21 protein-coding genes are annotated in these 25,630 nt (G+C 63.5%); 18 read left to right on the top strand and 3 right to left on the bottom strand.

The features are described from left to right. Positions 1-127 precede the first annotated feature (127 nt). Entirely contained in the window at positions 128-805 is a 678-nt protein-coding gene (locus tag ACXHGZ_RS09860) for a DUF3313 domain-containing protein (RefSeq protein ID WP_480463628.1), read from the top strand. 99 nt (positions 806-904) lie between these two features. Continuing rightward, on the top strand, positions 905-2,560 hold the full coding sequence (locus ACXHGZ_RS09855; RefSeq protein ID WP_480463627.1) for an alkaline phosphatase D family protein: 1,656 nt from the start codon (positions 905-907) through the stop codon (positions 2,558-2,560). 42 nt (positions 2,561-2,602) lie between these two features. On the opposite strand, the gene ACXHGZ_RS09850 is transcribed toward ACXHGZ_RS09855, so the two are convergent. Further along, positions 2,603-3,910, bottom strand: coding sequence for a serine/threonine transporter (locus ACXHGZ_RS09850; RefSeq protein ID WP_480463626.1), 1,308 nt, complete (start codon positions 3,908-3,910; stop codon positions 2,603-2,605). 62 nt (positions 3,911-3,972) lie between these two features. Continuing rightward, positions 3,973-5,349 (bottom strand): L-serine ammonia-lyase, encoded by a 1,377-nt coding sequence (locus ACXHGZ_RS09845; protein ID WP_480463625.1) that lies wholly within the window; start codon positions 5,347-5,349, stop codon positions 3,973-3,975. Between the two features lie 146 nt (positions 5,350-5,495). Between ACXHGZ_RS09845 and ACXHGZ_RS09840 the strand changes: the two genes are divergently transcribed. Beyond that, entirely contained in the window at positions 5,496-6,440 is a 945-nt protein-coding gene (locus ACXHGZ_RS09840) for a LysR substrate-binding domain-containing protein (protein ID WP_480463623.1), read from the top strand. Positions 6,441-6,463: 23 nt separating this feature from the next. Here the strand turns inward: ACXHGZ_RS09840 and ACXHGZ_RS09835 are convergent, their stop codons facing one another. Further along, complete coding sequence (locus ACXHGZ_RS09835) at positions 6,464-8,167, bottom strand: sulfatase-like hydrolase/transferase (RefSeq protein WP_480463621.1); 1,704 nt, start codon at positions 8,165-8,167, stop codon at positions 6,464-6,466. Positions 8,168-8,542: 375 nt separating this feature from the next. Between ACXHGZ_RS09835 and ACXHGZ_RS09830 the strand changes: the two genes are divergently transcribed. From ACXHGZ_RS09830 to ACXHGZ_RS09760, 15 genes are read left to right on the top strand one after another with little or no spacing between them, the layout of a single operon-like run. Beyond that, positions 8,543-9,895 carry a UDP-glucose dehydrogenase family protein gene (locus ACXHGZ_RS09830; protein ID WP_480463620.1) on the top strand — a complete coding sequence of 451 codons (1,353 nt, stop codon included), beginning with the start codon at positions 8,543-8,545 and terminating at the stop codon, positions 9,893-9,895. Continuing rightward, a complete protein-coding gene (locus ACXHGZ_RS09825; RefSeq protein WP_480463618.1) occupies positions 9,892-10,956 on the top strand; it encodes an NAD-dependent epimerase/dehydratase family protein in 1,065 nt (354 codons plus the stop codon). Before ACXHGZ_RS09830 ends, ACXHGZ_RS09825 begins: the two co-directional genes overlap by 4 nt. Then, positions 10,953-11,699, top strand: coding sequence for a sugar transferase (locus ACXHGZ_RS09820; RefSeq protein ID WP_480463617.1), 747 nt, complete (start codon positions 10,953-10,955; stop codon positions 11,697-11,699). The genes ACXHGZ_RS09825 and ACXHGZ_RS09820 overlap by 4 nt, the downstream gene beginning before the upstream one ends. A gap of 1 nt (position 11,700) precedes the next feature. Further along, positions 11,701-12,348: a CpsD/CapB family tyrosine-protein kinase gene (locus ACXHGZ_RS09815; RefSeq protein ID WP_480463616.1), complete on the top strand. Its 648-nt coding sequence runs from the start codon at positions 11,701-11,703 to the stop codon at positions 12,346-12,348. A 22-nt stretch (positions 12,349-12,370) separates the two neighbouring features. After that, positions 12,371-13,390 carry a polysaccharide biosynthesis/export family protein gene (locus ACXHGZ_RS09810; protein ID WP_480463614.1) on the top strand — a complete coding sequence of 340 codons (1,020 nt, stop codon included), beginning with the start codon at positions 12,371-12,373 and terminating at the stop codon, positions 13,388-13,390. A 14-nt stretch (positions 13,391-13,404) separates the two neighbouring features. Beyond that, complete coding sequence (locus ACXHGZ_RS09805; protein WP_480463613.1) at positions 13,405-14,979, top strand: GumC family protein; 1,575 nt, start codon at positions 13,405-13,407, stop codon at positions 14,977-14,979. Further along, a complete protein-coding gene (locus ACXHGZ_RS09800) occupies positions 14,976-16,064 on the top strand; it encodes a glycosyltransferase family 4 protein (RefSeq protein WP_480463612.1) in 1,089 nt (362 codons plus the stop codon). The genes ACXHGZ_RS09805 and ACXHGZ_RS09800 overlap by 4 nt, the downstream gene beginning before the upstream one ends. Beyond that, entirely contained in the window at positions 16,061-17,431 is a 1,371-nt protein-coding gene (locus ACXHGZ_RS09795) for an O-antigen ligase family protein (protein WP_480463611.1), read from the top strand. Before ACXHGZ_RS09800 ends, ACXHGZ_RS09795 begins: the two co-directional genes overlap by 4 nt. Then, positions 17,428-18,393, top strand: coding sequence for a glycosyltransferase family 2 protein (locus ACXHGZ_RS09790; protein ID WP_480463609.1), 966 nt, complete (start codon positions 17,428-17,430; stop codon positions 18,391-18,393). Before ACXHGZ_RS09795 ends, ACXHGZ_RS09790 begins: the two co-directional genes overlap by 4 nt. Continuing rightward, positions 18,386-19,522 (top strand): glycosyltransferase, encoded by a 1,137-nt coding sequence (locus ACXHGZ_RS09785; RefSeq protein WP_480463607.1) that lies wholly within the window; start codon positions 18,386-18,388, stop codon positions 19,520-19,522. Before ACXHGZ_RS09790 ends, ACXHGZ_RS09785 begins: the two co-directional genes overlap by 8 nt. 9 nt (positions 19,523-19,531) lie before the next feature. Further along, on the top strand, positions 19,532-20,536 hold the full coding sequence (locus tag ACXHGZ_RS09780) for a polysaccharide deacetylase family protein (protein WP_480463606.1): 1,005 nt from the start codon (positions 19,532-19,534) through the stop codon (positions 20,534-20,536). Then, entirely contained in the window at positions 20,533-21,837 is a 1,305-nt protein-coding gene (locus ACXHGZ_RS09775; RefSeq protein WP_480463604.1) for an oligosaccharide flippase family protein, read from the top strand. The genes ACXHGZ_RS09780 and ACXHGZ_RS09775 overlap by 4 nt, the downstream gene beginning before the upstream one ends. Next, positions 21,834-23,744, top strand: coding sequence for a hypothetical protein (locus ACXHGZ_RS09770; RefSeq protein WP_480463602.1), 1,911 nt, complete (start codon positions 21,834-21,836; stop codon positions 23,742-23,744). The genes ACXHGZ_RS09775 and ACXHGZ_RS09770 overlap by 4 nt, the downstream gene beginning before the upstream one ends. Before the next feature lie 31 nt (positions 23,745-23,775). After that, positions 23,776-24,465, top strand: a complete 690-nt coding sequence (locus ACXHGZ_RS09765) for a GNAT family N-acetyltransferase (RefSeq protein ID WP_480463600.1) — start codon at positions 23,776-23,778, stop codon at positions 24,463-24,465. A 2-nt stretch (positions 24,466-24,467) separates the two neighbouring features. Further along, the gene (locus ACXHGZ_RS09760) at positions 24,468-25,613 is read left to right on the top strand and encodes a GNAT family N-acetyltransferase (RefSeq protein WP_480463598.1); all 1,146 of its coding nucleotides are present in this window, start codon (positions 24,468-24,470) and stop codon (positions 25,611-25,613) included. Positions 25,614-25,630 lie beyond the last annotated feature (17 nt).

Genomic DNA, 25,630 nt, shown 5'->3' with positions numbered 1-25,630 from the left:
GCCCGTTCGCAGATGGGGGCGAACGGCTCGCCAGTTCAAGGAATGGCTATTCAACTACATGGCCACTGGCCAACTCGCAATGTCCTGCTAGCGTTGTTCTGGCCGCTCTCTCAAGGATGCCGAACCCATGAAAGCACTGCCCCGCGTCACCCTATTGTGCGCCGCCCTGCTGGCGCTGGCCGCCTGCTCCAGCAACCGCGTCGACCCCAGCGACTATTCCGGTTTCCTCAAGGACTACAGTCGCCTGCAGCCAGCGGAAAGTGCCTCCGGCGTGCCGGTGATGCGCTGGATCGACCCGAACGTCAAGGCCAGCCAGTACACCCACGTCTTCATCGAACCCAGCCAGTTCTACCCCAAGCCGCAACCGACCGAGGTGATCTCGGCCCAGACCCTGGGCCAGATCACCCGTTATTTCAACGAAGCGATGCGCCGGGAGATGGGCAGCGTGCTGACCCTGACCAAGGCTCCGGGGCCCAATACCATCGTGGTACGCCCGGCGATCACGGCGGTGTCCACCAGCACCGAAGGCCTCAAGCCCTATGAGGTGATCCCCATCGCCCTGGTGGTGGCGGCGGTCAACACCGCTGCCGGAGGCCGCGACCAGGACGTGAAGGTCGCCGTGGAAGCGGCCTTCCTGGACGGAGCCAGCCAGCAGGTACTGGCCCAGGTGGTGCGCAAAGGGAGCGGCACGGAACTGGAAAACGACACCCAGAAGCTCACCCTCGAGGACGTCAAGCCCGTGCTCGACGGCTGGGCCAGCGACATGCGCCGCAGCTTCGTCGCCCTGCGCGACAAGGCGCGCTGAGGCCCCCTGCCCCTGGCATGGGGCACCCTGGGCAAGCGAAACGGCAAAACCCGGTCTTTAATGGCCGGTAGACCGTGATCCGCACTCAGGACGAGCCCCATGCCACTGCTTGACCCCACCTCCAACGAAAGCAAGTATTCCAAACTCTCCAGCGCCGCCCTGATCGGCGCCACTACACCGACCAGCACTCGCCTGTGGGTACGCCTGTATCGCCCCGGGACCTGGTACCTGGCGGTGAGCGCCCAGCCACTGCGTGGCGACCTGGTTCGCCTGGGCGACCTGCCCGTGCCCCAGTACCTCAAGGGCCAGGGCATCAAGACCGTGTACCTCAAGGCCCAGACGCTGGGCTTCGAGACGGACGTGACCGGGGTGTTCGATGTCGACGGGCTGAAACCCGGCACCACCTACTACTACGCTTTGATCAGCGACGAACGCGACCCGGCCAAGGTGGGCCGGCGCACCGAGATCGGCGGCGACCGCCCGCGCTTCTTCGTCACCCCGCCGCAGGCACCTACTACCCTCACCTTCGGTTTCTACAGCTGCCACGATCCGATCAGCGCCGACGGCAGCGCCGGAGCCTGGCCCCTGATGCACCAGCAACTGGCCGATCAGCGCGCCACCTTCGTCATCGGCGGTGGCGACCAGGTGTACGTGGACACCAACAAGAAGAACGGCTTCCTGGATATCTGGGAATGGCTAAAGGACAACAAGGAGGAACTGCTGCAGGCCTACAAGCAAGGCAAGGGCTACGACAAGCCCGGCATCGAGCGCTACCTGTGCAATCTCTACCGCTGGTTCTACCGGGTCTACTGGAATGTGCCCAGCCAGCGGGAAATCTACGAGCGCCTGCCTCAGTACATGATCTGGGACGACCACGAGATCATGGACGGCTGGGGCTCGTTGACCAATGCCGAGCGGCGCAAGCGCATCGCCCTGCTGTTCGAGAGCAGCAACAACACCGCGACCAACCAGATGCTCGTCGACCTGATGTGGCGTGCCGCCTGCCGGGTGTACTACGAATACCAGCACAGCCACAACCCACCAACGCCGATCGACCTGAACGACCCCGACGCCTGCCAGTGGGACTACGCCTTCGAGCAGGGCCGCTCGGCCTTCTACGTACTGGACATGCGCGGCCATCACGACGTCGAGGCAGACGACCCGTACAAACTGCTGGGCAGCGCGCAGATGAAGCGCTTCGCAAGCTGGCTGAAAAGCCCGGCGGTCGAGGCTGCCGATGCGGTGTTCGTGGTGTCGCCGGTACCAGTCATGCATTGGCGCAATGCCGTGACCAACTACGCCGACATCGGCTCGTTCAAGGACGACTGCATGGATGAATGGGACCACAAGACCAACCAGGCCGAGCGTAAGCACCTGCTCGACCAGGTGTTCGCGACCCTGGGCGGCAGTGGCAAACCGGTGGTGTTTCTCAGTGGCGACGTGCATTGCGCCGCGGTGTTCCGCCTGCTGCACAAGCGCTACCCGACCGCCAAGGTGTTCCAGGTCACCTCCAGCGCCATTTCCCGGATGCCAGCGCCAGGCGTGCTGAAGCTGGCGATCAGTGCAGGCGGTAGCATGCCCGGGATCAACGACATTGTCTGCGAGCGCTGGTACGCCATGGCCGGCTCGAAAAACTTCGCCATGCTCCAGGTCCGCCCGTCGCTCGACGGCACTCATACAGAGGTACTGGTGGAACTGCACTGGCCGGGTGGCGACGACGGTGAGCTGACCAAGCGGCGAGTGCTGCTCAAGTGAACCTGGGGCGACAGGGCTGCGAAGCAGCCCTGCCCCGCCTACTCAAGCCACGAAGGTATAGACGATCGCCGACAAGGTGATCAGCCCTACCAACACCACGAACAGGTTCGACAGCCTGCCCGAGTACTGGCGCAGGCTTGGCACCTTGCGCACGGCATACATCGGCATCAGGAACAGCAGGCAGGCGATCACCGGCCCGCCCAGGCTCTCGATCAGGCCGAGGATGCTCGGGTTGAGCGTCGCGACCAACCAGCAGGCCAGCACCATGAACAACGCCGTCACCCGCTCCAGGCGCTTGGCCGGCCAGGCCTTGCCGCGCCCGCGCAGGCTCTTGATGATCATGCCCTGGAAGCCTTCGCTGGCACCGATGTAATGGCCCAGGAACGACTTGGTGATAGCCACCAGGGCGATCAGCGGGGCGACGAAGGCGATCACCGGGGTCTGGAAGTGGTTGGCCAGGTACGACAGGATCGAGATGTTCTGCGCCTTGGCCGCCGCCAAGTCACCCGGGCTCAAGGCCAGCACGCAGCTGAAGCAGAAGAACATCACCGTCACCACCATCATCAAGTGGGCGGTGGCCAGGGTACGGCCGCTCTTGCGGTCGGCGTCGGCGCCGTAGCGGTGCTTCTGGTCCACGGCGAAGGCCGAGATGATCGGCGAGTGGTTGAACGAGAACACCATCACCGGTATCGCCAACCACAGGGTCAGCAGCAGCTTCGATGCGTCCAGCCCTTCATTGGCCTGGGCGAAGAAAGCGCCGTTCCAGTTGGGAATCAGGCTCAGGGCGAGCAGCAGCAAGGAGGCGACGAAGGGATAGACCAGTACGCTCATGGCCTTGACGATGATCTGCTGGCCGCAGCGCACCACGACCATCAAGCCCAGGATCAGCAACAGCGACAACAGCGCCCGCGGCGGAGCGGTCATCTGCAGCTGGTGCTCCAGGAAGCTGGTGAGGGTATTGGTCAGGGCCACGCTGTAGACCAGCAGGATGGGGAAAATGGCGAAGAAGTACAGCAACGTGATGAGCTTGCCGGCACCGGTGCCGAAATGCTCTTCCACCACTTCGGTGATGTCCTCGCTGCCGCCTTTGCGGCCGGACAGCACGAAGCGGGTCAACGCCCGGTGCGCGTAGAAGGTCATGGGGAAGGCCAGCACGGCCAGGATCAGCAAGGGCCAGAAGCCTCCCACGCCGGCATTGATCGGCAGGAACAAGGTCCCCGCCCCGATCGCCGTGCCATACAGCCCCAGGGCCCAGGTGGTGTCGTGCCGGTTCCAGTGGGTCGTGCCCTCGGTCGAAGCCGGGGCGGCCGAATCCGCACGAATGCTCGTGGTGTTTTGTACATCAGTCATGGGTATCGCCTTGTAGTTGTTTTTGTTGCTCGGTACAGCGGGTGTTGCATTGTTTCGATGACTCAGCACTCCACGAAGGCCACGGCCAGGCCGCCGCGGGAGGTCTCCTTGTAGTTCGCGTGCATGTCGGCGCCGGTGTCGCGCATGGTGCGGATCACCCGGTCCAGGGAGATGAAATGTTCACCGTCGCCGCGCAAGGCCATCTGCACGGCATTGATCGCCTTGACCGCGGCAATGGCGTTGCGCTCGATGCAGGGCACCTGAACCAGGCCACCGACCGGGTCGCAGGTCAGGCCCAGGTTGTGCTCCAGGGCGATTTCGGCGGCATTCTCCAATTGCGGCGGCGTGGCGCCGAGTACTTCGGCAAGGCCGGCCGCCGCCATCGAGCAGGCCGAGCCGACCTCGCCCTGGCAGCCGACCTCGGCGCCGGAAATGGAAGCGTTCTTCTTGCACAGGATGCCCACCGCTGCAGCGGCCAGCAGGAAGGCGACCACATCGTCGTCGCAGGCGCTGGGGTTGAACTTCATGTAGTAGTGCAGCACCGCCGGGATGATCCCCGCCGCGCCATTGGTGGGCGCGGTGACCATGCGCCCACCGGCGGCGTTCTCTTCGTTGACCGCCAGGGCGAACAAGTTGACCCACTCCATGGCGCTCAAGGTCGAACCGATCACGTTCGGCTTGCCCAGCTCCTGCAGGCTGCGGTGCAGCTTGGCCGCGCGGCGCTTGACCTGCAGCCCACCCGGCAGGATGCCCTCGTTGCGCAGGCCGTTGTCGACGCAGTCCTTCATGGCCCCCCAGATCTTCAGCAACCCCGCGCGCACCTCGGCCTCGGGCCGCCAGGCGCATTCGTTGGCCATCATCAGTTGGCTGACGCTCAGCCGGTGGGCCTTGCACAGGGCCAGCAGCTCGGCGCCGCTGCCGAACTCGTAGGGCAGGCTGACCTGGGCGGCATCGTCCTTCGGCGCATCGATATCGCCCTGTTCGACGATGAAACCGCCGCCGATGGAGTAGTAGGTCTGGCTGAACAGGCTGCCTTGCCCGTCCATCGCTTCCAGGGTCATGGCATTGGGGTGATACGGCAGGCTCTCGTCAAGCAGCAGCATGTCACGGGCATACTCGAAGGCCAGCGGGTGGCTGCCATCGAGCAGCAGGCAACGCTCCTGCATCAGCTGGGCGATACGCGGCTCGATGCTGTGCGGGTCGATGCGGTCCGGCCACTGGCCCATCAGGCCCAGCAGGCACGCGCGGTCAGTGGCGTGGCCAACGCCGGTGGCCGACAGCGAGCCATACAGGCGCACCTGGACGCGGGCTACCCGCGCCAACAGGCCACGCTCGCGCAGCGCCTGGGCGAAGGTTGCCGCAGCGCGCATCGGGCCTACGGTGTGGGAACTGGACGGGCCGATGCCGATTTTGAAGAGATCGAAAACACTGATAGCCATGCTAATGCCTGAGCTTGACAGCTTGTCTGGCTGCTGCCCGCTCCTCCGGAAAAATTGAACGCTGTTGCGAAGTTGCGCGATACTGCCGCGCATCATTGGCAATGACCAACGAAAATTCCTAAGCAAGGCTTTAGCGGTACTAAACCATGAGGCGTCAACTCAATGGCCAGATGTTCGTCTGGCTGAACGTGTTTTCCTGTGCGGCGCGGCACCTATCGTTCACCCGCTGCGCCGAGGAGCTGCACATCACCCCGGGCGCGGTCAGCCAGCAGATGCGCCAACTCGAAGAGCGCCTGGGCTATCGCCTGTTCCTGCGCCGGGCCCGCGGGGTAGAGCTGAGCGCCGAGGGCCAGCGCCTGGCGCAGACCGTGGCCGAGGCCTATGGCAGCATCGAGGCCGAACTGCTGCGCCTGGATGCAGGCGAGATCCGTGGCACCCTACGCCTGCGTTCGATCCCCTCGTTCCTGGCCAAATGGCTGACGCCGCGCCTGCCACGCTTTCAACAACGCTATCCGGACATCGAGCTACGCCTGGTGGCCGAGGACAGCAACCAGGCCCTGCACCCGGACGACTTCGACCTGGCCATCGACCTCAATGACGGCAGCTACCCCGGCATGCTCTCCACGCCGCTGCTGGACGAGCAGGTGTTTCCGGTGTGCTCGCCGGCCTTGCTGCGTGGTCGCCCGCCCCTGCACGGCCCGGCCGACCTGGTGCACTACCCGCTGTTGCACGACATCACCGCCTGGCGTGGCAGTTCGGAATACGCCGAATGGGAGTTCTACCTCGAAGGCATCGGTGCCGGCAGCCTGGACGTGCGTCGCGGCCACACCTTCAACCGCAACCACCTGACCATCGAGGCGGCCATCGCCGGCGTGGGCGTGGCCATCGCCCGGCGTACCCTGCTCAACGACGAGCTGGAGCGTGGCACGCTGATCGTGCCTTTCGGCGTGCCGATCGCCAACCACAAGCGCTACATGTTGCATTACCCGCCCGGAGGCCTGAGCCAGCCGGGGGCCCGCGCGGTGCATGATTGGCTGGTGGAAGAAGCGCAGGCGTTCCGGGCGTTGCATACGCCCCTGCCCCCTGTGTAGGCGGGCCCAAGGCACGATAGGCATCAGGGCGTCGTTGTACTGGCCATGTCGACCGCCTTGTCAGGTGTCATGACCTGCCCCAGGTCGATGTGCCGGAAATCCGGCCTGGCCCCCAGCCGCGCGTTGAAACGGGCATTGAAGGTGAAGGGATCATCGGTCGGCATGTCCAATGATCGACCGTAAACCGACGTCACCGCGTCTGCGTCATAGCCCATCAGGCGCAGCAATGTCGGAAAAATGTTGTAGTGGCTGGAAGCGTCATGGTTTTGCGCCATATGGGCTTGCCAATCGAGTGATTCGACCTGCCGGCCTTGGATAAGCACCAGTGGAACCAGCCCTTCCTCGGCGACCGGATCGCTGCCGCAATGGGTATTCAGGCCCGGATTACCGCGCTCATGCAGGTCCTGACCGTGATCGGAGGTATAGATCACCACGGCCTGGCCCAACAAGTCTGCGGACGCGAACATGCGCCGGAAGAATTCACCCACGTTCCAGGACAGCGTGTTCCGATAGCTGTTTCGGTAGAGCACCCAGGCCTGGGGGCGTCCGTCGAAACCTTCACGCTCGCCGGTGTCGGCCACCTCGGTGAAACGCCCACGCGGCAGGACAGGCCGGTATTTCATGTATGCGTCCGGGTACTTGTCATTGACCGGAAAGTGCGCGCCAACCTTGTTGATCATGATGAACTGTGGCGTCGGCTCCGCGAGCTGGGTCATCAGGGCTTGCAGCGCAGCCATGTCCCGCTGTAGCACGGCGGTATCATCGAACTGGATGAACCGGTCGATATCCTGTTTTTCCTTTGCAGTCATCAGGTTCTGCAAATAACCACCCGTACGTTGGGCATCAATGTAGACCGTGCCCATTCCAGCTGCCTTGGCGTACTGCCAGATCGAGGGTTGCGTCGAGTTGATCCTCAGGTAGTCCGCTCGGGTGCCACCGTAGCGTAACGTCACGTTGGTCTCGGCACTGCAGTTGGCGATGGATGCGGCATACCCGAAGTCGTGAATATCGACACCGGGTTGCGGTTGGGCCAGATGGCTGGTGATCCCGGCCGGCGTGTTCACATCCAGGTAATTGCCCGCGACGCTTTCATCGACGATCAGTACCACCTTCCTGGCCATTGGCGGCCCGGACCGGCCAAGGCGGACGGGTTGGCGAGGGCCGACGCCATCGACCAACGACTCATAGCCGAACAGCCCCAGGTAGGCCAGTGGCGTATACATCACCGGCAGGCCGCGAGCGCCTTCGCCGGCACGCATGAACAAAATGCCCGTCAGCACACACAGCCCCAGCACCGGCGCGATCGCCGGCAACAGCCGCGGCACGCGTGGCCACGGCCCCGGACGCAGGCCGATACCGACCAGTACCAACAGCGAACGACCCACGGCAGCCAGGATCACCTGATGAAACTGGACGAAGGCTTCCTGGACGAACCCGCCTGAATAGATCAGCGAGACGAAGGCACTGTAGGTCAGGTAGGCATGGGTGATGCCGGCATAGGCGTCGAAGAATGCGGCACTGGCCGCAAAGGCCACCGCCCATGTCCTGCGCAACCTGTCCGAGCGGACCCAAGCGCACGCCAGCAAGGCCGCGACCAGCGCCACCCATAGCCCCAGGTACAGGCCCAGGGTCAGGCCCGGGCCCAATGCCTCGATGCGTTCGCGATAGCTTTCATGAAAGCTTGCCAGATAGGCGATCAGCAAGCCTGCCTTCATCCACCCGCGCATCACATGCCTCGCCCTTGTGTGTTTCTCAAACCGTAGCAGTTGAACTGCATTTCACAAGTCCGAATCGTCAACATAATGACGCATGGACACCCTCTTGAATTTGGCACTCCGCAGGCGTCTTCATAAACGAATCTATTAGCTGGAGGCTACGTATTTCGCCACATTCAGCCGTTTATCGGATTCTTCCAGCAACGAAAAACCACTAGCTTTGCGCGCTAACTCTCGGATCGAAAACGACTTGATGGCAATTAGCCGCGCAATTACATGGACTAAGTTGAAGCACCAGTGCCATCTGTTTGACGCAAAGCCGGACAGCTGCGCTATACCCTTTCACACCTGTTTCATCTTCCTTACTGATCACACGAGGCGCCAGGCATGGACGTGAGTGTATTTGGCATTGGCTACGTCGGGCTGGTACAGGCCGCGGCCCTGGCGGATGTCGGTCATCGGGTGCTGTGCGTCGATATCGACGCGCACAAGATCGAACAGCTCCGCCAAGGGGTGCCCCCGATCAGCGAGCCCGGCCTCTCGGCATTGCTTGAAGACAATATCGAGCAAGGGCGGCTGTTGTTCAGCACCCAGGCCAGCGATGCGGTTGTCCATGCAGAGCTGATCTTCATCGCCGTCGGCACGCCGCCCGACGAGGACGGCTCTGCCGACCTGACCCATGTACTCGATGTTACCCGGCAGATCGCCATGCTGATGACCAACGACCGCACCCTGATCGTCAAGTCGACGGTTCCCGTGGGGACCGCCGACCAGGTCTTGCTCGTGGCCCGGGAAGAATTGCAGCGCCTGGGCAAAGGCCAACTGCAGGTACGGGTCGTCTCGAACCCCGAGTTCCTCAAGGAAGGCAGCGCCTTGGCCGACTGCATGCGCCCGGATCGCATCATCGTCGGCACCCATGACGAGGTGGCGAGCGCGCAGCTCACGGAGCTCTATGCCCCCTTCTGCCGCAACCACGAAAAACTCATGTTCATGGACAACCGCAGTGCCGAACTGACCAAGTATGCCGCCAATGCCATGCTGGCCACACGTATCAGCTTCATGAATGAACTGGCCAACCTCAGCGAGCAGCTTGGCGCGGATATCGAAGCGGTGCGCAAGGGTATCGGCTCCGACCCGCGCATCGGCTACCACTTCATCTACCCAGGCTGTGGCTTTGGGGGATCGTGTTTCCCCAAGGACATCAAGGCACTGCTTCATACGGCCGAGCACAGCGGTATGCCTCTGCGCCTGCTGCAGAGCGTCAACGAGGTCAATGACCGGCAGCGGCGGATCCTGTTCGCCAAGCTCAAGCAGCACCTGGGTGGTGACCTTGCAGGCAAGTCCATCGCTCTCTGGGGCCTGGCCTTCAAGCCGAACACCGATGACATGCGCGAGGCACCCAGCCGCTACCTGATGGAGTCCCTCTGGGCCGAGGGGGCCAAGGTGCGTGCCTATGATCCGGAAGCCATGGACGAATGCCGACGGCTCTACGGCTACCGGGACGACCTGCACCTGTGCGCCACACGCGACGACACGCTGCAGGACACCGATGCCCTGGTGATCTGCACCGAGTGGAAGAACTTCCGCGTGGTGGACTTCGCCCTGCTGGCCACCAAGTTGCGCACCCGGGTGATCATCGATGGCCGTAACCTGTACAACCCCGAGCAGGTCGCGGCCCATGGCCTGCACTACAGCGGCATCGGCCTGCGCACCGTCCCGGCCCAGGAAGGACGACCATGAAAGTCCTGGTGACCGGCGCCGCCGGGTTCATCGGCGCGCATACGTGCCTGCGCCTGCTGCGCGATGGCCATCAGGTGCTGGGGCTGGACAACTTCAACAGTTATTACGACCCGGCGCTCAAGCATGCGCGTGTGCAATGGGTCCGCGACCAGGCAGGCGAATTCGACCTGCGCTGCATGGACCTGTGCGACCGGGAGGGCATGGCCGGCCTGTTTGCCCAGGAGCGTCCGCAGGTCGTCGTGCACTTGGCGGCTCAGGCAGGTGTGCGCTACTCGCTGCGCAACCCCCAGGCCTATATCGACAGCAACCTGAACGGTTTTCTCAACGTGCTCGAGGGCTGTCGGCATCATCCGGTACACCATCTGCTCTATGCCTCGTCCAGCTCGGTATATGGCGCAAGCCTGCGCCTACCGTATCGGGTCGAGGATTCGGTGGACCACCCGCTGTCGCTCTATGCGGCAACCAAGAAAGCCAACGAGGCCATGGCTCATTGCTACAGCCACCTGTTCGGCATTCCTAGCAGTGGCTTGCGTTTCTTTACCGTCTATGGGCCGTGGGGGCGACCGGACATGTCGCCGATGCAGTTCGCCCAGTCGATCACCGAGGGCAAGCCAGTCCAGTTGTTCAACCATGGCCAGCATCGACGCGACTTTACCTATATCGACGACATCATCGAAGGCCTGGTGAGGCTGATCCCGCGGGCGCCGACGGCAAACGCCGACTGGCGGGCCGATGCACCCGACCCTGGCACCAGCTCAGCGCCCTGGAGGCTACTCAATATCGGCGGTCAGCAGCCGGTGGCGCTGCTCGACTACCTCGCCTTGCTCGAGCGCCATCTGCAACGCAAGGCAGTGGTCGAGCTGCATCCCTTGCAGCCAGGCGATGTGCTCGCCACCAGCGCCGACGCCAGCGCGCTGGCGCAACTCACAGGTTTCGTTCCCCAGGTCTCGCTGGATGAAGGGCTCGGACGCTTCGTCGAATGGTTCCGCGCGCACTACCCCTCATGGACCAGAAAACCGCATCCGCAGGACCAAGAGCCACAGCAGCGGAGGGTGTTATGACCGGCCAACCCAGCGAAGCGCAATTGCACAACCTGTATCAGGACAAACGCCTGGACCCCTTGCATCGCCAGCGCATCGACACCGCCATCCATGTACAAGGCAAAGGCTGGATCACCGGTCGTGCGGGTGGGCGCCCATGGAACCTTTCGCGGACCAATCGGGTGTTCTCGTGCCTGGCCGCCCTCGGGCTGCTGACCGCCCTGGCGCCTGTGCTGCTGGTGCTTGCCCTACTGGTGAAACGGTCGGGTCCTGGCCCGGTGCTTTTCGTGCAAAAGCGCACCGGATACCGGGGAAGGGGCTTCGGCATGTTCAAGTTCCGCAGCATGGTCGCCGACGCCGAGGCCCTGAAGGACTCCGTACGCCACCTGAACAAGCACGGAAGCGACTCCATCGACTTCAAGATCGACAACGACCCGCGCATCACGCCGATCGGCCGCTGGCTGCGCCGCAGCAGCCTCGACGAGTTGCCCAACCTCATCAATGTGGTCACCGGCGACATGCGCCTGGTCGGCCCCCGCCCCACCTCGTTCAATGCCTACCGCTACAAGGACAACCATCTGGCAAGGCTGTCCATTTATCCCGGCATGACGGGCTTGTGGCAGATATCGGGACGCAGCGACATCGATTTCGACCAACGCGTAGAGCTGGACCTTAGCTACATCAACGAACAGAGCCTGTTGCTGGATCTGAAGATCCTCTTCAAGACACCGTTCAAAGTGTTCACTGGCCACGGAGCAAGTTGAGATGGACGGTTCCACTTCGAGAAGCCTGAGTATCGCCCCTGCTAGCGAGACCAACCTGACCGCCACGGTACTGGACCTCGAGCAGCGAACGCTGCTGCTGACTGCGGCCAACGCCGGTACCGGCACCAGTACCAGTGCCTTGGCCTTTTCCGGACAACTGGCAGCCATGACCACCGGCAATGTGCTGCTGATCGATGCCAGCCCAGGCGCCAACAGCCTCAGCCAGCAATTGGGCATGGGCAAACTGCGCGGCTACACCGACCTGCTGTACGACCAGCAGACCCCGCCCCTGGCCCAGGACTGCGTGGTGCGCCTGTCCGAACATCCGTTCGACATCCTGCCTGCCGGGACCTGGAAGCGCGACCGCGAGCACTTCGACCCCGAAAGCCTGCGCACGCTGCTGCGCCACCTGGGCGCTCACTATCGCTTCGTGGTCATCGATGGCGAAGCGGTGTATGCCAACGCCGACAGCCTGGCGATCGCTCCATTGGTCGATGGCGTGATCCTGGTCGTCTGCGCCGAGCAAACCCGCTGGGAAGTGGCCCAGGCTGCCGCGCAACGCCTGGCCCAGGCCGGAGGCCGCCTGATCGGCAGCGTATTCAACAAGCGCAAGTACTACATGCCCAAGTGGCTGTACGACAACCTCTGAGAGGCCGCACAGGATGAATGCCATGAGATATCCATCGATAGCCTTGTGCCTGCTCGCCCTGGCTGGCTGCGCCAACCAGCAGAACCGCGAGATGCCGGTACAGATCATGACGGCCCCACCCGCCGAGAGCCAGGCCACTGAAGTCGCCCGCCGCGAGCAGGTATTGCGACCACAGGACGTGCTGGACGTCATCTTCCACGTCAGCAATCGGTCGTCCGGTATGTACCGTATCCAGTCCGGCGACACGTTGGACCTTACCTTCATGGCTGCCAGCGGCCTCAATGGCAACCAGTTGGTGCAGCCAGACGGCACCATCACGCTTCCGAGCACCAACTCGGCGGTGCGCGTCGAAGGCATGACCACCGCCGAGGCCGAGAGCGCGATCCGTCAGGCGTACAACGACAAGCGGGTGTTCAAGCCCAACCGCGACCAGGTCACCGTGCGGGTCGTCAGCCCCATGACCGATGAAGTCAACCTCAAGAATGCACTGGCCCACCCTTCGACCGGCATGAGCCGGGAGATCACCGTAGGCAACGACGGACGTGCGACGTTTCCGGAGATCGGCTCCATCCCTTTGCAAGGCATGACCGTCAACCAGCTGCGCGATTATCTCAATGAGCGCTATGCCAGCCTGCCCGGACGCATGACGGTGGACGTGCTGCTCAAGTCCACCGCCGCCAATGAAATCTACGTGCTCGGCGAAGTCGGCCAACCCGGCGCCTTCCAGATCCGCCGCCCGGTCTCGGTCCTGGAGGCTTTGACCCTCGCCCGCGGCCCTACCCTCAAGGCCAAGCTCGGCTCGGTCGTGATCATGCGTCGCGAAGGCAACACCGTACATGCCGTGAACTACGACGTGGACAAGGCGCTTTCCGGCGGCACCCAGGCCCTGGCCTACCTGCAGCCGGAAGACATGCTCTACGTGCCCAAGACCACCCTGGCCAGCGCCGCGGAGCTGTCCCGGCAGTTGGCCGACGTGGTCCTGTTCCAGGGCTTCGGTTTCAGTTTCAGCTACCGCGTCGACAACAAAGAAAGCAGCGACTGACAGGAGCCACCAGCATGACCACGCAACCGAAAGAGAACTATATCCATGAGTTCTTTCGCATCTTCTTCGCCAACCGCCGGTTGGTGAAACGGGTGTTCCTGCTCTTCGCTCTGGCCGCCGTGTTGATACCGCTGGTGCTGACTCAGCGCTACGACATCACTGCCGAAGTCATCGTCCAGTCGAAGAAGCTGTCGCAGAGCGATACCAATTCGGCATTGGCACAGGAGGCCGACCAGTTCATCCCGCCGTCACTGGCCGACATGGAGACCGAGAGCAATATCCTGCGTTCGCCTGCGTTGATTCGCGAAACCATCGACCAGCTGCGCCAGCAGGGCCATTACGCGACCGAGCCAGGCCTGCTGCAACGCATTGTGTTCGCTCCGCTGGACAAGGCACTCGTCGAACCGTTGCGTCGCTGGTTCTCCCAGCCGGAGGCGCAACCACGCGATACCGAACTCGACACCCTCACCGACCAGGCCATCAAGGACCTGGAAGTCGAAACCCTGCCCGGCTCCAACGTCATTTCGATCCTGTACAGCGCCGAAGACCCGAAGCTGGGCACCTTGTTCGTCGCAAGACTGCTCGACAACTACCTGAAGAACCGCCAGGACCTGCAGTCCAACGAGCTGCCGGAAACCTTCTACCAGCAGAAGAAACTGCATTACCAGACTCGCCTGGGTGACCTGGAAAGCCAGCGCATGGCGCTGTTGTCCGCCGCCGGCTCCTCCGACCCCAAGGAAGAGATCACCTTCCGCCTCAACGCGATCAACACCGAGGAGGAAGCGTTGAACCTGCAACGCGACCGACAACTGCAGAACCGTCGATGGCTGGACTACCTCGAGCAGAGCCTGGCTTCGGCCGGCAAAGCGCGAATGGCCGACTATGCCTTCCCATACGCCTTCACCACCACGGTCGACAATGTCGCGTTCGAGGATCGGGAGATCAAGCAGATCGGAGAACAGCTGACCATCCTGCTGGCCCGTTACAACGCCGATGCCATGGTGTTCCAGCCAGGCGCGGAGCAGATGCAACTGGCCCGTCAGCAGATCGCGCAGTTGCGCTCGCAGTTCCTCAAGATCGTCGAGAACCGGATCCGTGAGCGCCGCCAGGATCTGGCGGTGAGCGCGCAAATCATCGAACAGAAGACGCAACGCATCGCCCAATACAAGGAACGCATCGACCAGTTGCGGGAGACCCAGAGCAAGACTCGGCAGCTGGATACCGAGATCGATGCCCTGCACAAGGCGTTTTCGACCTACGCCCAGCGCTACGAGGAAAGCCGAGGCCAAGGCCTGTTCGATGGCAGCCAGTCCAACGCCAGGATCCTCAGCGCGCCCTATGAACCCTCCGCACCTGCGTTCCCCAAGCCTGGCCTGATCATTCCACTGGGTATGCTCACCGGCCTGCTGCTGGCAATCGCCATGGTCTATGTCAAAGAGTTCTTCGACCACCGGTTCAAGCACCCGGCCCAGATCGGCCATGAGCTTGACCTGCCCGTGCTGCTGGTGATCAACGACCAGACCCCGGCCTTGCCCAACCCGCACCGGACGTGGACGCTGCCACGGCTCGTCCATTGGGTGCGCAATTGAACGCCGTCATGCCTACACAAGCGCCCGTGATCCTCCACTTGCTCAGCAGTGGAGGGTTCTACGGCGCCGAGCGCATGCTTCTGGACCACTGTCTGGCGACCCCCGGCCGACATCGAGTGCTGTTCCTCGATGGCCCGGCCGAGCTGATCGAACGGTTCCAGGCGGCCGGTATCGAGTGCTTGGCGTGCCGGGGGCTTGGCGCGCTGCTGCGCTACCTGGGCAGGCAACGCAGCGAGCGGCCCTTGCTCAACACCCATAATTTCAAGGGCCAGCTCTTCGGCTGGTATGGTGCCTTGCTGTGGGGCCTGCCACTTGTATGCACCCAACACGGGTTCACGCCGCGCAGCCGCAAACAACGCCTCTATACCTGGTTGAGCCTTCAGCTGTGTCGTACCCCAACGGTCAGGCGAGTGGTGTGCGTAGCCCGAAGCATCGCCTCTATCCATCGCAAGGCGGGTGTCCCTGACGCCAAGCTGGATGTGATTCCCAATGGGCTGCCCGAGTGTCGCGCCCTGCCCGCGCGGCATACCACCGATCGCTGGCGGGTCGGTTATGTGGGACGCCTCTCGGGCGAAAAAGGCCCGGACCTGTTCCTCGAGGCACTGGTGCCCCTGTGCCTGCAGCACCGCCATGTCGATGCCGTGTTGCTGGGCGAAGGGCCAGATCGCGCGGCACTGCAGGCACGCATCGATGCGGCCGGCCTTGGTGTGCGCATCACGTTGCCCGGCTACCAGCGCGACATGGCCCACTGGATGGCGCGCCTGGACGCTCTGGTGATCAGCTCCCGCACCGAAGGCACGCCCATGATCCTGCTCGAAGCGATGCAGGCCGGCGTACCCGTGGTCGCGTTCGCCGTGGGCGGGATTCCGGATGTCATCGAACATGGCCGCAGCGGGCTGCTGGCCACCCCCCTGGCAGCCAGTGAAATCGCCCGGCACCTGGAAGCCTTGATGCTCGATGCCGGCCAGGCGCAGGCGCTGGTAGCACGAGCCCGACAGGTCCAGCGCGAGCGTTTTCACCTGCCCACCCTGGCACAACACTGGCATCGGGTATACCAAGGTGCCATCAAGGAGGTTGCCCTATGATCATCCCCTTGTCGCTGGTGGGCTTCACGGCCCTGCTGTGCCTGGGCTTGCTGGCCAGTCCCTATCCTTATCTCGCACCCGCTGGCGTGGTTGGCCTGGCGGCGGCCCTGATGCTCTACCGCAAACCAGCCTGGGGGCTGCTCGCCATTGCCGCGCTGGTGCCTCTGGAAGGCCTGCTCAAAGACGGCCAGGTCTCGCTGGCCAAACTGGTCGGTATCGGCCTGGTGCTGGTACTTGGGCTGCAACTGGCCGTGCGCAGGATGCCGATGGAATGGCTGCGCAGTAGCCACTGGCGCCTGCTTCTGCCCTTCCTCGCCCTGTGTCTGCTCAGCCTCTGGACCAGCGAAGACCAGGCGCTATCGCTGGGTTACCTGCGCGAACTGCTGGTGGGGCTGGTGGTGTTCATCATCACGCTGCTGTTGGGCCGCGACCTTCACCTGGCGACCTGGGCCCGGTTGATCACGGTCAGCGTCTGCATCACGTGTTTGTTCGCGATCTTCTCTACCCGGTACCAGGAGCAGGGACGGGCCTCAGCCATGCTCGACCCCAACGCCTTCGCTCTGTTGATCAGCATTGCAGTCCCGCTGGCCTTGTGGCTGGCGATCCAGGCGCGGCGCTTGCCGACCAGACTGTTGTGGGGCGCAGCCTGCCTGCTGCTGCTGGCTGGTATGACCAAGACCGAGTCTCGCTCCGGTCTGGTCGTCCTGTTGATCAGCCTCGCCATCCTGTTGCACAACTACCGTGAACGACTGTCGGCTATCCGGCCTCGTCACCTGGGCTTTGCCATGCTGGGCCTTGCCATTGTCCTGCCTCTGGGTGCGGTGGTCATGCCCAAGGGGTATATCGAACGCATCCAGTCGCTGGCGCAGCTCAAGGCCGGCGTCAATGCGCATCAGGACGAATCGCTTGGCCGACGTGCCTCCTACCTGGTCGTAGGCAAAACGATGATCAGCCAGAACCCCTTGCTCGGCACCGGGCCTGGCACCTTCCCGCTGCATTATGCAAGTACGGGCTTCGCCAAGGCCTTCGCTCCCGTCAAAGCCAAGACCACCGACCTCTACCGACGCGCCCACAATACCTATCTCGAACTGGTCACGGAGGTCGGCATACCCGCCGTCCTGCTCTTCATCGGCATGATCGTGCTGGCCCTGCACAACCTCTGGAGGGCACGCGCGGCCTGGCGCCGCTCGGGCAACCTCGACCGGGCCGACCTGATGACGCACCTGACCGTGAGCATGCTGGCGATCGGGATGTTCCTGATGTTCCTCAGTGCCCCGAGCCACAAGTTCCTTTGGATGATGCTGGGTCTATCGAGCGTGTTGGTGCGCCAGGCTGAGCAGGGAGACTGGGTGGAGGCCGAACGATGACCAAGGTCAGCATCATCGTGCCGATGTTCAACGAGGCCCGGCACATCGAACGGACCCTGCAGGCCGCCGCGCGAGCAGCCCGATTCAGTGGCCTGGCACATGAGTTGATCGTCGTGGACAACGGCTCCAGCGACGGTGGTGCAGCTATCGCGCAACGCCTGGGCGCCAAGGTGCTGGTCGTTCCGGGTGTGACCATCGGTGCTTTGCGCAACCGCGGGGCCCAGGCCAGCCAAGGGGACTGGCTGGCATTTCTCGATGCCGACATCGAAGTGCCGCAAAACTGGCTCACGGTACTGATGACGTTGTATCGCGACGGGGAAGGCGACGTGCTGGCCCTGAGCTGCGTCGCCCCAGGCAAGGCCCCCTGGTACGCCCGCGCCTGGCAACGTCGCACCCTGCCTGCCAATGACCACCTGCGTGACAGAAACTGGCTGCCGGCGCCCAACCTGCTGATGCTGCGAAGCTGGCACGAACGGGTCGGCGGTTTCGACGAACAGCTGCGGACCGGCGAAGACAGGGACTTCACCCTGCGCCTGCGTCAGGCAGGTGCACGCTTGCGGATGGCCAGGCAACCGAGCGTGCTGCATTGGGGTTATGAACACAGTTGGAGCGAGTGGCTGCGCAAGGAATTGTGGCGCCAAGGCAGCCATCTGCAATTGTTGCGTCAGCATGGGCCAAACCTGCGTCTGCTGCGCTTTCCGCTGTCTTCGCTGGCCTTGTGGGTGGTGGATGGATCGAGCCTGCTAGCCCTCGGAGCGGGGCACGCCTCCCAGGCCCTGCTATTGCTGGCGCTCGGCGCACTGCCGGCCCTGGCCCTGAGCCTGCGCCAGGGCTTCAGGCAAGGAGACTCGCTGTTGTTGCTGCAATTGTGGGGCCTGCACTGGATCCGCCTGCACCTGGCGGGAGGTGCCCTGGCCCTGAGTCTGTTCAACCTTCAGACAAGGAGGCCCGCCCGTGGCTGAGGTCATCTTCTGGTCTTGCCTGGCCTTGCCGGTCTACGCCTGGCTTGGCTACCCACTGCTGCTGGCCCTGGCTGCACCGCTGTTCCCACAGCGTCGCTATCCGCCTCTGCCTGCGTTGCGTGTCAGCGTGGTGATCGCCGCGCACAACGAACAACGGCATATTCAGCAGAAGCTTGCCAGCGTGTTGCGCCAGCACTATCCAGCAGCCGAACTGCAGGTAGTGGTCGCCAGCGACGGCTCCACGGACCGAACCGTCGAGCTGGCCCGGGCCGTACCCGGCCCCTGCGTGCGTGTGCTGGACCTCCCACGCCTGGGCAAGCCGGGGGCATTGAACCACGCCGTGAATGTCTGCCGTGGCGAGATCCTGGTATTCACCGATGCAGACAACCAGTGGGCGGACGATACACTCGGCCTGCTTCTGGCCCCATTCAGCGATCCGACCGTCGGTGCGACGGCAGGCCATATGATCATTCCCCGCCCCGGCAAAGGTTTGAGCGTGGGCGATAGCCTGTACCGCCATTACGAGGCCTGGGTGCGCAACCTTGAAAACCGGACCGGGTGCATGGTTTCGGCTGACGGCGCCTTGCTCGCCCTGCGACGGGAGCTGTATCAGGCGATTCCCGCCCAGGTCAACGACGACTTTTTCATCAGCACCTGCGCACCCGCAGCAGGCAAGCGAATCGTCTACGTGCCGGAAGCCGTGGTGCTGGACCAGGGTGTGGACGAGGCCAACAAACAGTTCCGCAGGCGCCAGCGGGTAACGGTTGGTGGCCTGCTGAGCCTGGCGGCCCGGCGAGATCTGCTCAATCCGTTGCGCCATGGGCTGTATGCCATCGCCTTGCTCAGCCACAAGCTGATCCGCCGGCTCGCGCCGGTCTTGCTGTTGCCCCTGCTGCTCGCCAACCTCTGGCTGGCAATCGAACCCGGGCCCTATCGAATCGCCCTCGCCCTCCAGCTCTGTGGCTATGCCATTGCCGTCGTGGGCTTGTTCGATCGTCGCCGCCGCCTGCCCAGGCCATTCCGACTGGCCGCGTTCGCCCTGGTCACCTTGGCCGGCATGACCGTCGGGCTGTGGCGATACCTGCGCGGACAACGCTACACCCAATGGAACCCCGATCAGAACCGATGAGCCAGGCCCATGTCGATCAAGACTCCTCTCAAGCAGGCCCGTGGTTGGCTGTACCTCAGATCACCGAGCCACCGCGCCCAGTTGCTCGGGAGCGGTACGATCCTGATGCTCCATCGCGTGTTGCCCGACGATGCCAGCGCGGCGTTACCGCATCGCAATGAATTGTGCGTCGGCATGCAGGCGCTGGACAGGCTGCTGCACTGGCTGAAACGGCATTTCGAGTGTGTGAGCCTGATGGCGTTGCTCAGGCGCGAGGGCGAGACGGGCCTTCGCCCCAAGCTGGCCCTGACCTTCGATGACGGTTGGCGCGACAATGCGCTCAACGCGTTCCCCCTGCTGCGCCGCCATGGCGTACCGGCGAGCATCTTTCTTTCCACCGACTACATCGGCAGCAGCCAGCGCTTTTGGTGGGAGAGCATCGGCGAAACCTTGTGGGGCAGCCACGGCGAATCTGCCCGTCGTCGCCTGGCCGGGCAATTGCACGCGCTCGGCCATCCAGTGCCTACCGGCTATTTCGTGGCCAACCACGAGCACCTGCGCAGCCAGGTCCTGGCCGGTTATCTCGAAAGCCTCAAATACCTTGGCCACGCTGCCCTGCAGCACATCACCGATGCCTGCCCGCCGGAGTCCGTGCCCCAGGCAATGGACTGGCCACAAGTCCGCGAATTGGAAGCCTCGGGCCTGGTACGCTTCGGCCCCCATGGTGCAAGCCATGCACTGTTGCCGGGGCTTGACGACCAGCGCCTGGAGGAGGAACTCAAGCGCAGTCACGCGGCGCTGGCTCATGGCTGCCGAGAGCCGTTACCGGTGTATTGCTACCCCAATGGTGACCATGACCAACGGGTACGTGCCCGTGTCGCAGCACAGGGTTATCCGTTCGCGTTGAGTACGCGTACCGGCATCTGCAGCAGGCACGATGACCCGCTTGCACTGCCGCGCATCGGCGTCAGCCATCACACAGCCAGCAGCCCCTCCCTGCTGGCCTGGCGACTGAGCCGCGGAGCCAGGCCATGACCCGAAGCCCGTATCTGCGCCAGATGTTGCTGAGCGTGGCCACCAAGTTGGCGATGATCGTGCTGCGCCTGTTGCGCAACGTGCTGCTCGCCAGGATTCTGGGCCCCAGCGAGCGCGGGCTGTTCGCCTTGCTCAGCGCCCTCCCCGAGCTGATCGGCGCCGCCACCTGCGGCGGGCTCAACAGCGCCGTCGGCTACCGGGCCGCCAAGCGCGGCGACATGGGCCTGCTGCTTACCCAGGTGCTGCTGTACGGGTGTCTGTTCGCTGGGTTGCTGACCCTTGCCTGCATCTTCCTGGTACGGACGTTCGGCGCGCAACTGGACGTGACGCTCCAGCTCGGCCTGCTGATCTGGCTGTTGCTGTTGGCAGTGCCTGTCACCGTGCTCAAGAGCGGCTTGCTCACTTTGCACAATGCCAGCGGCGGCGTTGATGCGTTCAACGCCTTGCGCCTTGCCGAATCGTTGCTTCCGTTACTGCTGTTCATCGGGCTGTTCTGGATGTGGCACGACCGAGCCCTCGAAGCCGCCTTGATCAGCTGGCTGGCAGGTCTTGGCCTGGTCGTCCTGCTGGGCCTGTACTGGCTCGCTCGCGAACAACGCCTGCGTCTGCGCTGGGAGTGGAGCGGACAACGGGCACTGCTGGCCTATGGCGGCAGGAGTCACCCCGACGTGCTGTTCCAGCAACTGATCCTGCGCGCCGACTACCTGCTCATCGGCGCCTTCCTTGGCAGCACCGCTCTGGGCCACTACGCCATGGCCAGTGCAGCGGCGGAATTGTTGCTGGTCATTCCCGAGGCGGTCACTACGCCGTTGATGAAGCGTCTGCTGCGCCAGGACAGCGACATGCAGCGCCTGACACCGCTCGCCCTACGCCTGACCGCAACCGTGATGCTGTGTGCCTGCCTGGCAATGGCCTTGTGCGGGCATTGGTTGATCAGCCTGTTGTTCGGCGATGACTACCTGCCGGCCTATCCTGCACTGCTGGCCCTGTTACCGGGTTTGCTGGGCCTATGCCAGGCGAGCATCCTGCGCCTGGACCTGTTGGGCCGGAACCGCCCCGGTACGGTGTCACTGATGATGGGCGCCGGCGCGGCGCTGAGCCTGTCGCTCAACGTCCTTCTGATACCGGCCTGGAGCATCGTCGGTGCGGCGGTCGCCTCGTCCTGCGCCTACCTCGCGGTCGCCCTGGCAATGCTGGTGCTGTACTGCCGACTGAGCGGCACCTTGTTGCGCCATACCTTGGTGATCCTGCCCAGCGACATCGCCCCGCTGCTGCAGATGTTGCAACGGAGGCCGGCATGAGGTGCCTGCTGGTGTTCTGCCTCCTGATTTGCCAATGGGCCCAGGCCACCGAATTGAAATGGGACGGCATCCGCGATGGCAGCCTGTACCTGATCCCCGGCCAGGAGGACCAACTGCGCCTGAGCTGGTCACCCGCCTGGCAAGCAGATGCCAACAATGAACGCATCTACCTGATCGACGGTCGGGGACAACTGCGGGGTGACCGCCCGATTCCGGCCGAACAGGTGCGTGGCGACCAATCCTGGCAATTGCGACCGGACGACGGCCCCTACCGGCTCGAGATCCCCGGGTACAGTTTTCGCAGCTACCAGATCAAGCACCAAGGAACGACCCGAGCTCTGTTCGCGCCGGCCAAGGTACACTTCTGCGCCGAGGTCGGGCCGGGGGTAGAACTGTATTTCCGAGTCAAGGCCGGCGAGCAGGCCGTGCTGGCAGGCAAGTACCATGCAGGTATACGCCGCCTCCAGGCCCAACGCGTCAGTGACGGGCGCAAGGTGGTGGTCGAACTGAAGCGTCACCCAGCCTATTGGCAGTTCGACCGCCAGCCGCTTCCGGCCAGCGATCGCGACGAAACCTGGCGGCTGCGCCTGCTAGGTCGAGGCAAGGCGGCGTTCTGGCTCGATGGCACGGCCAACTTGTTCGCCCAACGCAGCCAGGATCTCGTCGACCTGGTGCAAGCCGAAGGTCATGTGAAGTTGCAGGTGCGCGAGCGAAAGCTCGGTCCTTCGCCCGCACTGGGCGTTGCACTCCCTTATGCCATGCCACCGCCCTCCAGCTATCAGGTCCTGGCAGCCCTGCACCCTCAGGCAGCCGGTTTCTACAGCATGACCGACGTCATGGCCGAGCGGCCCACCCATGAGGATGCCTGGCGCCAGCTCTACCAGCAGCGCTTCTCCATCAATCTGGACATCACTTTGCTCGCGGCTACGGGGCGACGCGCCGACCTGGCCGTCGACCAGACCACGCAAAAGGGCCTGGATGCCTGGCTGGCCGCGACGACCAGGCTGGGCGGCAAAGGTCTGCATTACTTGAGCTTCGCCGACGAGCCCAACCTGAACTACCCCGACTACACCACGTATCGCAACCTGTTCCAGGGCCTGGCCGAACAGGTACGGGCGTTCCCCGGCGCACGTGAGGCCGGGGTGAGAATTGCCATGCCAGCGTCTTCGCGACTGCTCGGTGGCCCGTTCACTCACGACAGCAAGTCGCGGCGTGGCATTGACTGGGCGCGCCGGTTGCTCCGCGAGCAAGGCAGCACGATCGACGCACTTGCCTGGCACGAATGGATGGTCCGCGACCTGCTGGCCACCCGCACCTATCGCGACAGCGTGCGGCAGGCCGCAGCCCTGGTCGGTTTGGACAGCAGAGGTCGTCCAACCAAGGCGCTGCTGCTGGACCAGACCAACCTGTCCAGCGGATCAAGCCTGAGCCCCTATGAGCAGGACACCCACTATGCCGCTGTCTGGTGGAGTTCCGTGGTCTTCAATGCGTCGGCCGATGGCCTGCTGACCCTGCTCAACTGGTTTCACGTCGCCGACGAAACCGAATGGCCCAAGGGCATGGTGCGCATGGAAGCCAACGACCGATTCGTACTCAAGCCGGTAGGCCTGGCCCAGCAGTTCATCCAGCGTCATTGGCTGGCATCCGTGCTGAGCCTGGAAAATGACGCCTTCGAGGTCGATGCGCTGGCCATGGCCGACGACAGGCAGCGCAGCCTGTTGGGGGTGAACAAGGTTGAGCGGCTGCAGCAGGTCGAGGTTGCATTGGGAACTTGCGCCCGGGCTCGCCTTGAGTTGCTCGGGCCCCATGATCGACAAGACAACGCACCGTTCAGCTGCGAAAACGGCCAGCTCCGTTTCCAGCTTCCCGGTCAGACACTCTTCGCACTTACCTGGACCGCGTCATGAGACGCACCACGCTCAACGTCGGGAGGACACCATGGCTACGCTGACCAAGATCCGTAACAGCATCAAGCGCAAGGGGCTACGCAATAGCCTCGCCAGTGCATACCAGCGCTACATCTACCAACACCGCGAACTGCTCTGGATGGAGCGGGACCTGGTCAGCCCGGTACCGCCCCACAACCTCAAACCCTACCCACCCGTGCAAGTCCTGCCCATCACCGTACACAACGTCCAAGCGTTCACACGCTACTTCGGCCACTACATCGAAGCCATGCGCGAGCTGATTGCCGAAGCCTACACGGGGCTGATGTGCGTGGACGAGGAAGGCGACACCGTAGGGTTCATCTGGGGCAGCACTCGCCATTACCACGACAGGCATTACTATGGCTGCTGGTTCCCGGTGCAGCCCGGCGAGTTCTTCGAGTTTGGCGGCGAGCTGACCCGCAGGTACTGGGGTACCGAACTCTCCGTGGACATGCAATTGGCCTTGTGGAAAGCCATGGCGGCCCAAGGCTGCACCAAGGTGGTCGATGTCTGCGAAGAAGGCAATATTCCCGCCCTGAAGCTGCACATCCGCATGGACTACCACGAGCAAGGCCGTATTACCCATGTCCACTGTCTGTTCGGTCGCTGGAAGTTCTTCCGTGAAACCCGTTACACCGGATCACGGCTCGAACCGCTGCGCAAACCGGCAACCCCTTCGGCTGCGGTCACGGTGTCCTGACCGTGGGCTTGCAACTGAGGTGGTGCGATTCGCTGCTGGATGGGCATTTTCCGGCGGCCGACTATGAAGCCCTGCGGCTGCGGGTTAGCCGCAGCACGCCGTTCAACCACCTGGGCTGGCAGCAGGCCGCCGAGGCCAGCCTGGACGCAGGCCAACAATTGCAAATCTTGCTCGGCTATCGCGATGGCCGGCTCTGCCTGTGCCTGCCGCTGGTTCGACAGCAGGTGCGTTTCGGCCTGCTGCGCGTCCCTGTGGTCCGGCATCTTGGTTATCCCTTGAGCGACCGCATCGCATTACTGATCGACCTTCCGTCCAGCTTCGCCAACCACGTCCTGCGGGCCATCCGCCAGAAGCTGCCCCATGCCCTGCTGCAGCTCAATGAGGTAGCAGGTGAGCCTGATGACTGGCAGCGACGGTGGGCCTTGGCAAGCTCGTACTTCGAACGGCAGCTGTCCTGCAAGGTTCCGACGCACCGTATCCAGGAATCCGATCGTCAGGAAGTAAGCGGCCCGCCACGTTACAAGCTGCGCCGTGCGCGCAAACGTCTTGCACTCTGTGGCGCACGGGAACGGCGGGTCACCCCGACGGTAGAGACCATCAATGAAGTACTCGACGCCCTCAGCCGCGTCGAGCAGGCCAGCTGGAAAGGCGAGGATGGCGTCGGCATCTTTTCAGGAGACCGACGCCGACAATGGATGTACCAGGGATTTTCCGCCATGGCTGAGCACGGGCTGGTACGGGTGGTGCTGCACGAAGTGGACGGTCGATGTATCAGCTACCGTCTGGGCCTGCTCGAACATGGGCGGCTCTACGACTACAACCTGGCATTCCTGCCCGAGTTCCGTGAACTGGGCAGCGGCCGGGTCTTGCTCGAGGAGTGGCTTCGCTGGGGCCTGGACGAGGGCTGGCGCTGGCTGGACGCTTCGAGGGTGAGCCTGGACAATTCCAGCCATCAATTGCACGAGCGAATGACCGACCATGTCGAACAGTGGCGCCTGAACAGCTTCAGCTGGCGACTCGACGGTATCTGCCTGGGCCTGGCCATGCGTTGTTGGCATTGGCTGAAGCCGCACCTGCGTAACGGCCGTGCAAAAGGTGCGGACAAGCGAGGCAAGCAACCTGCTGCTATACCCGATGCGGCATCGTAGATGAAGGCTACCTGAGA

This window comes from Pseudomonas shiyinii (assembly GCF_056725765.1).
This window is presented reverse-complemented; position numbering and strand designations above follow the sequence as displayed.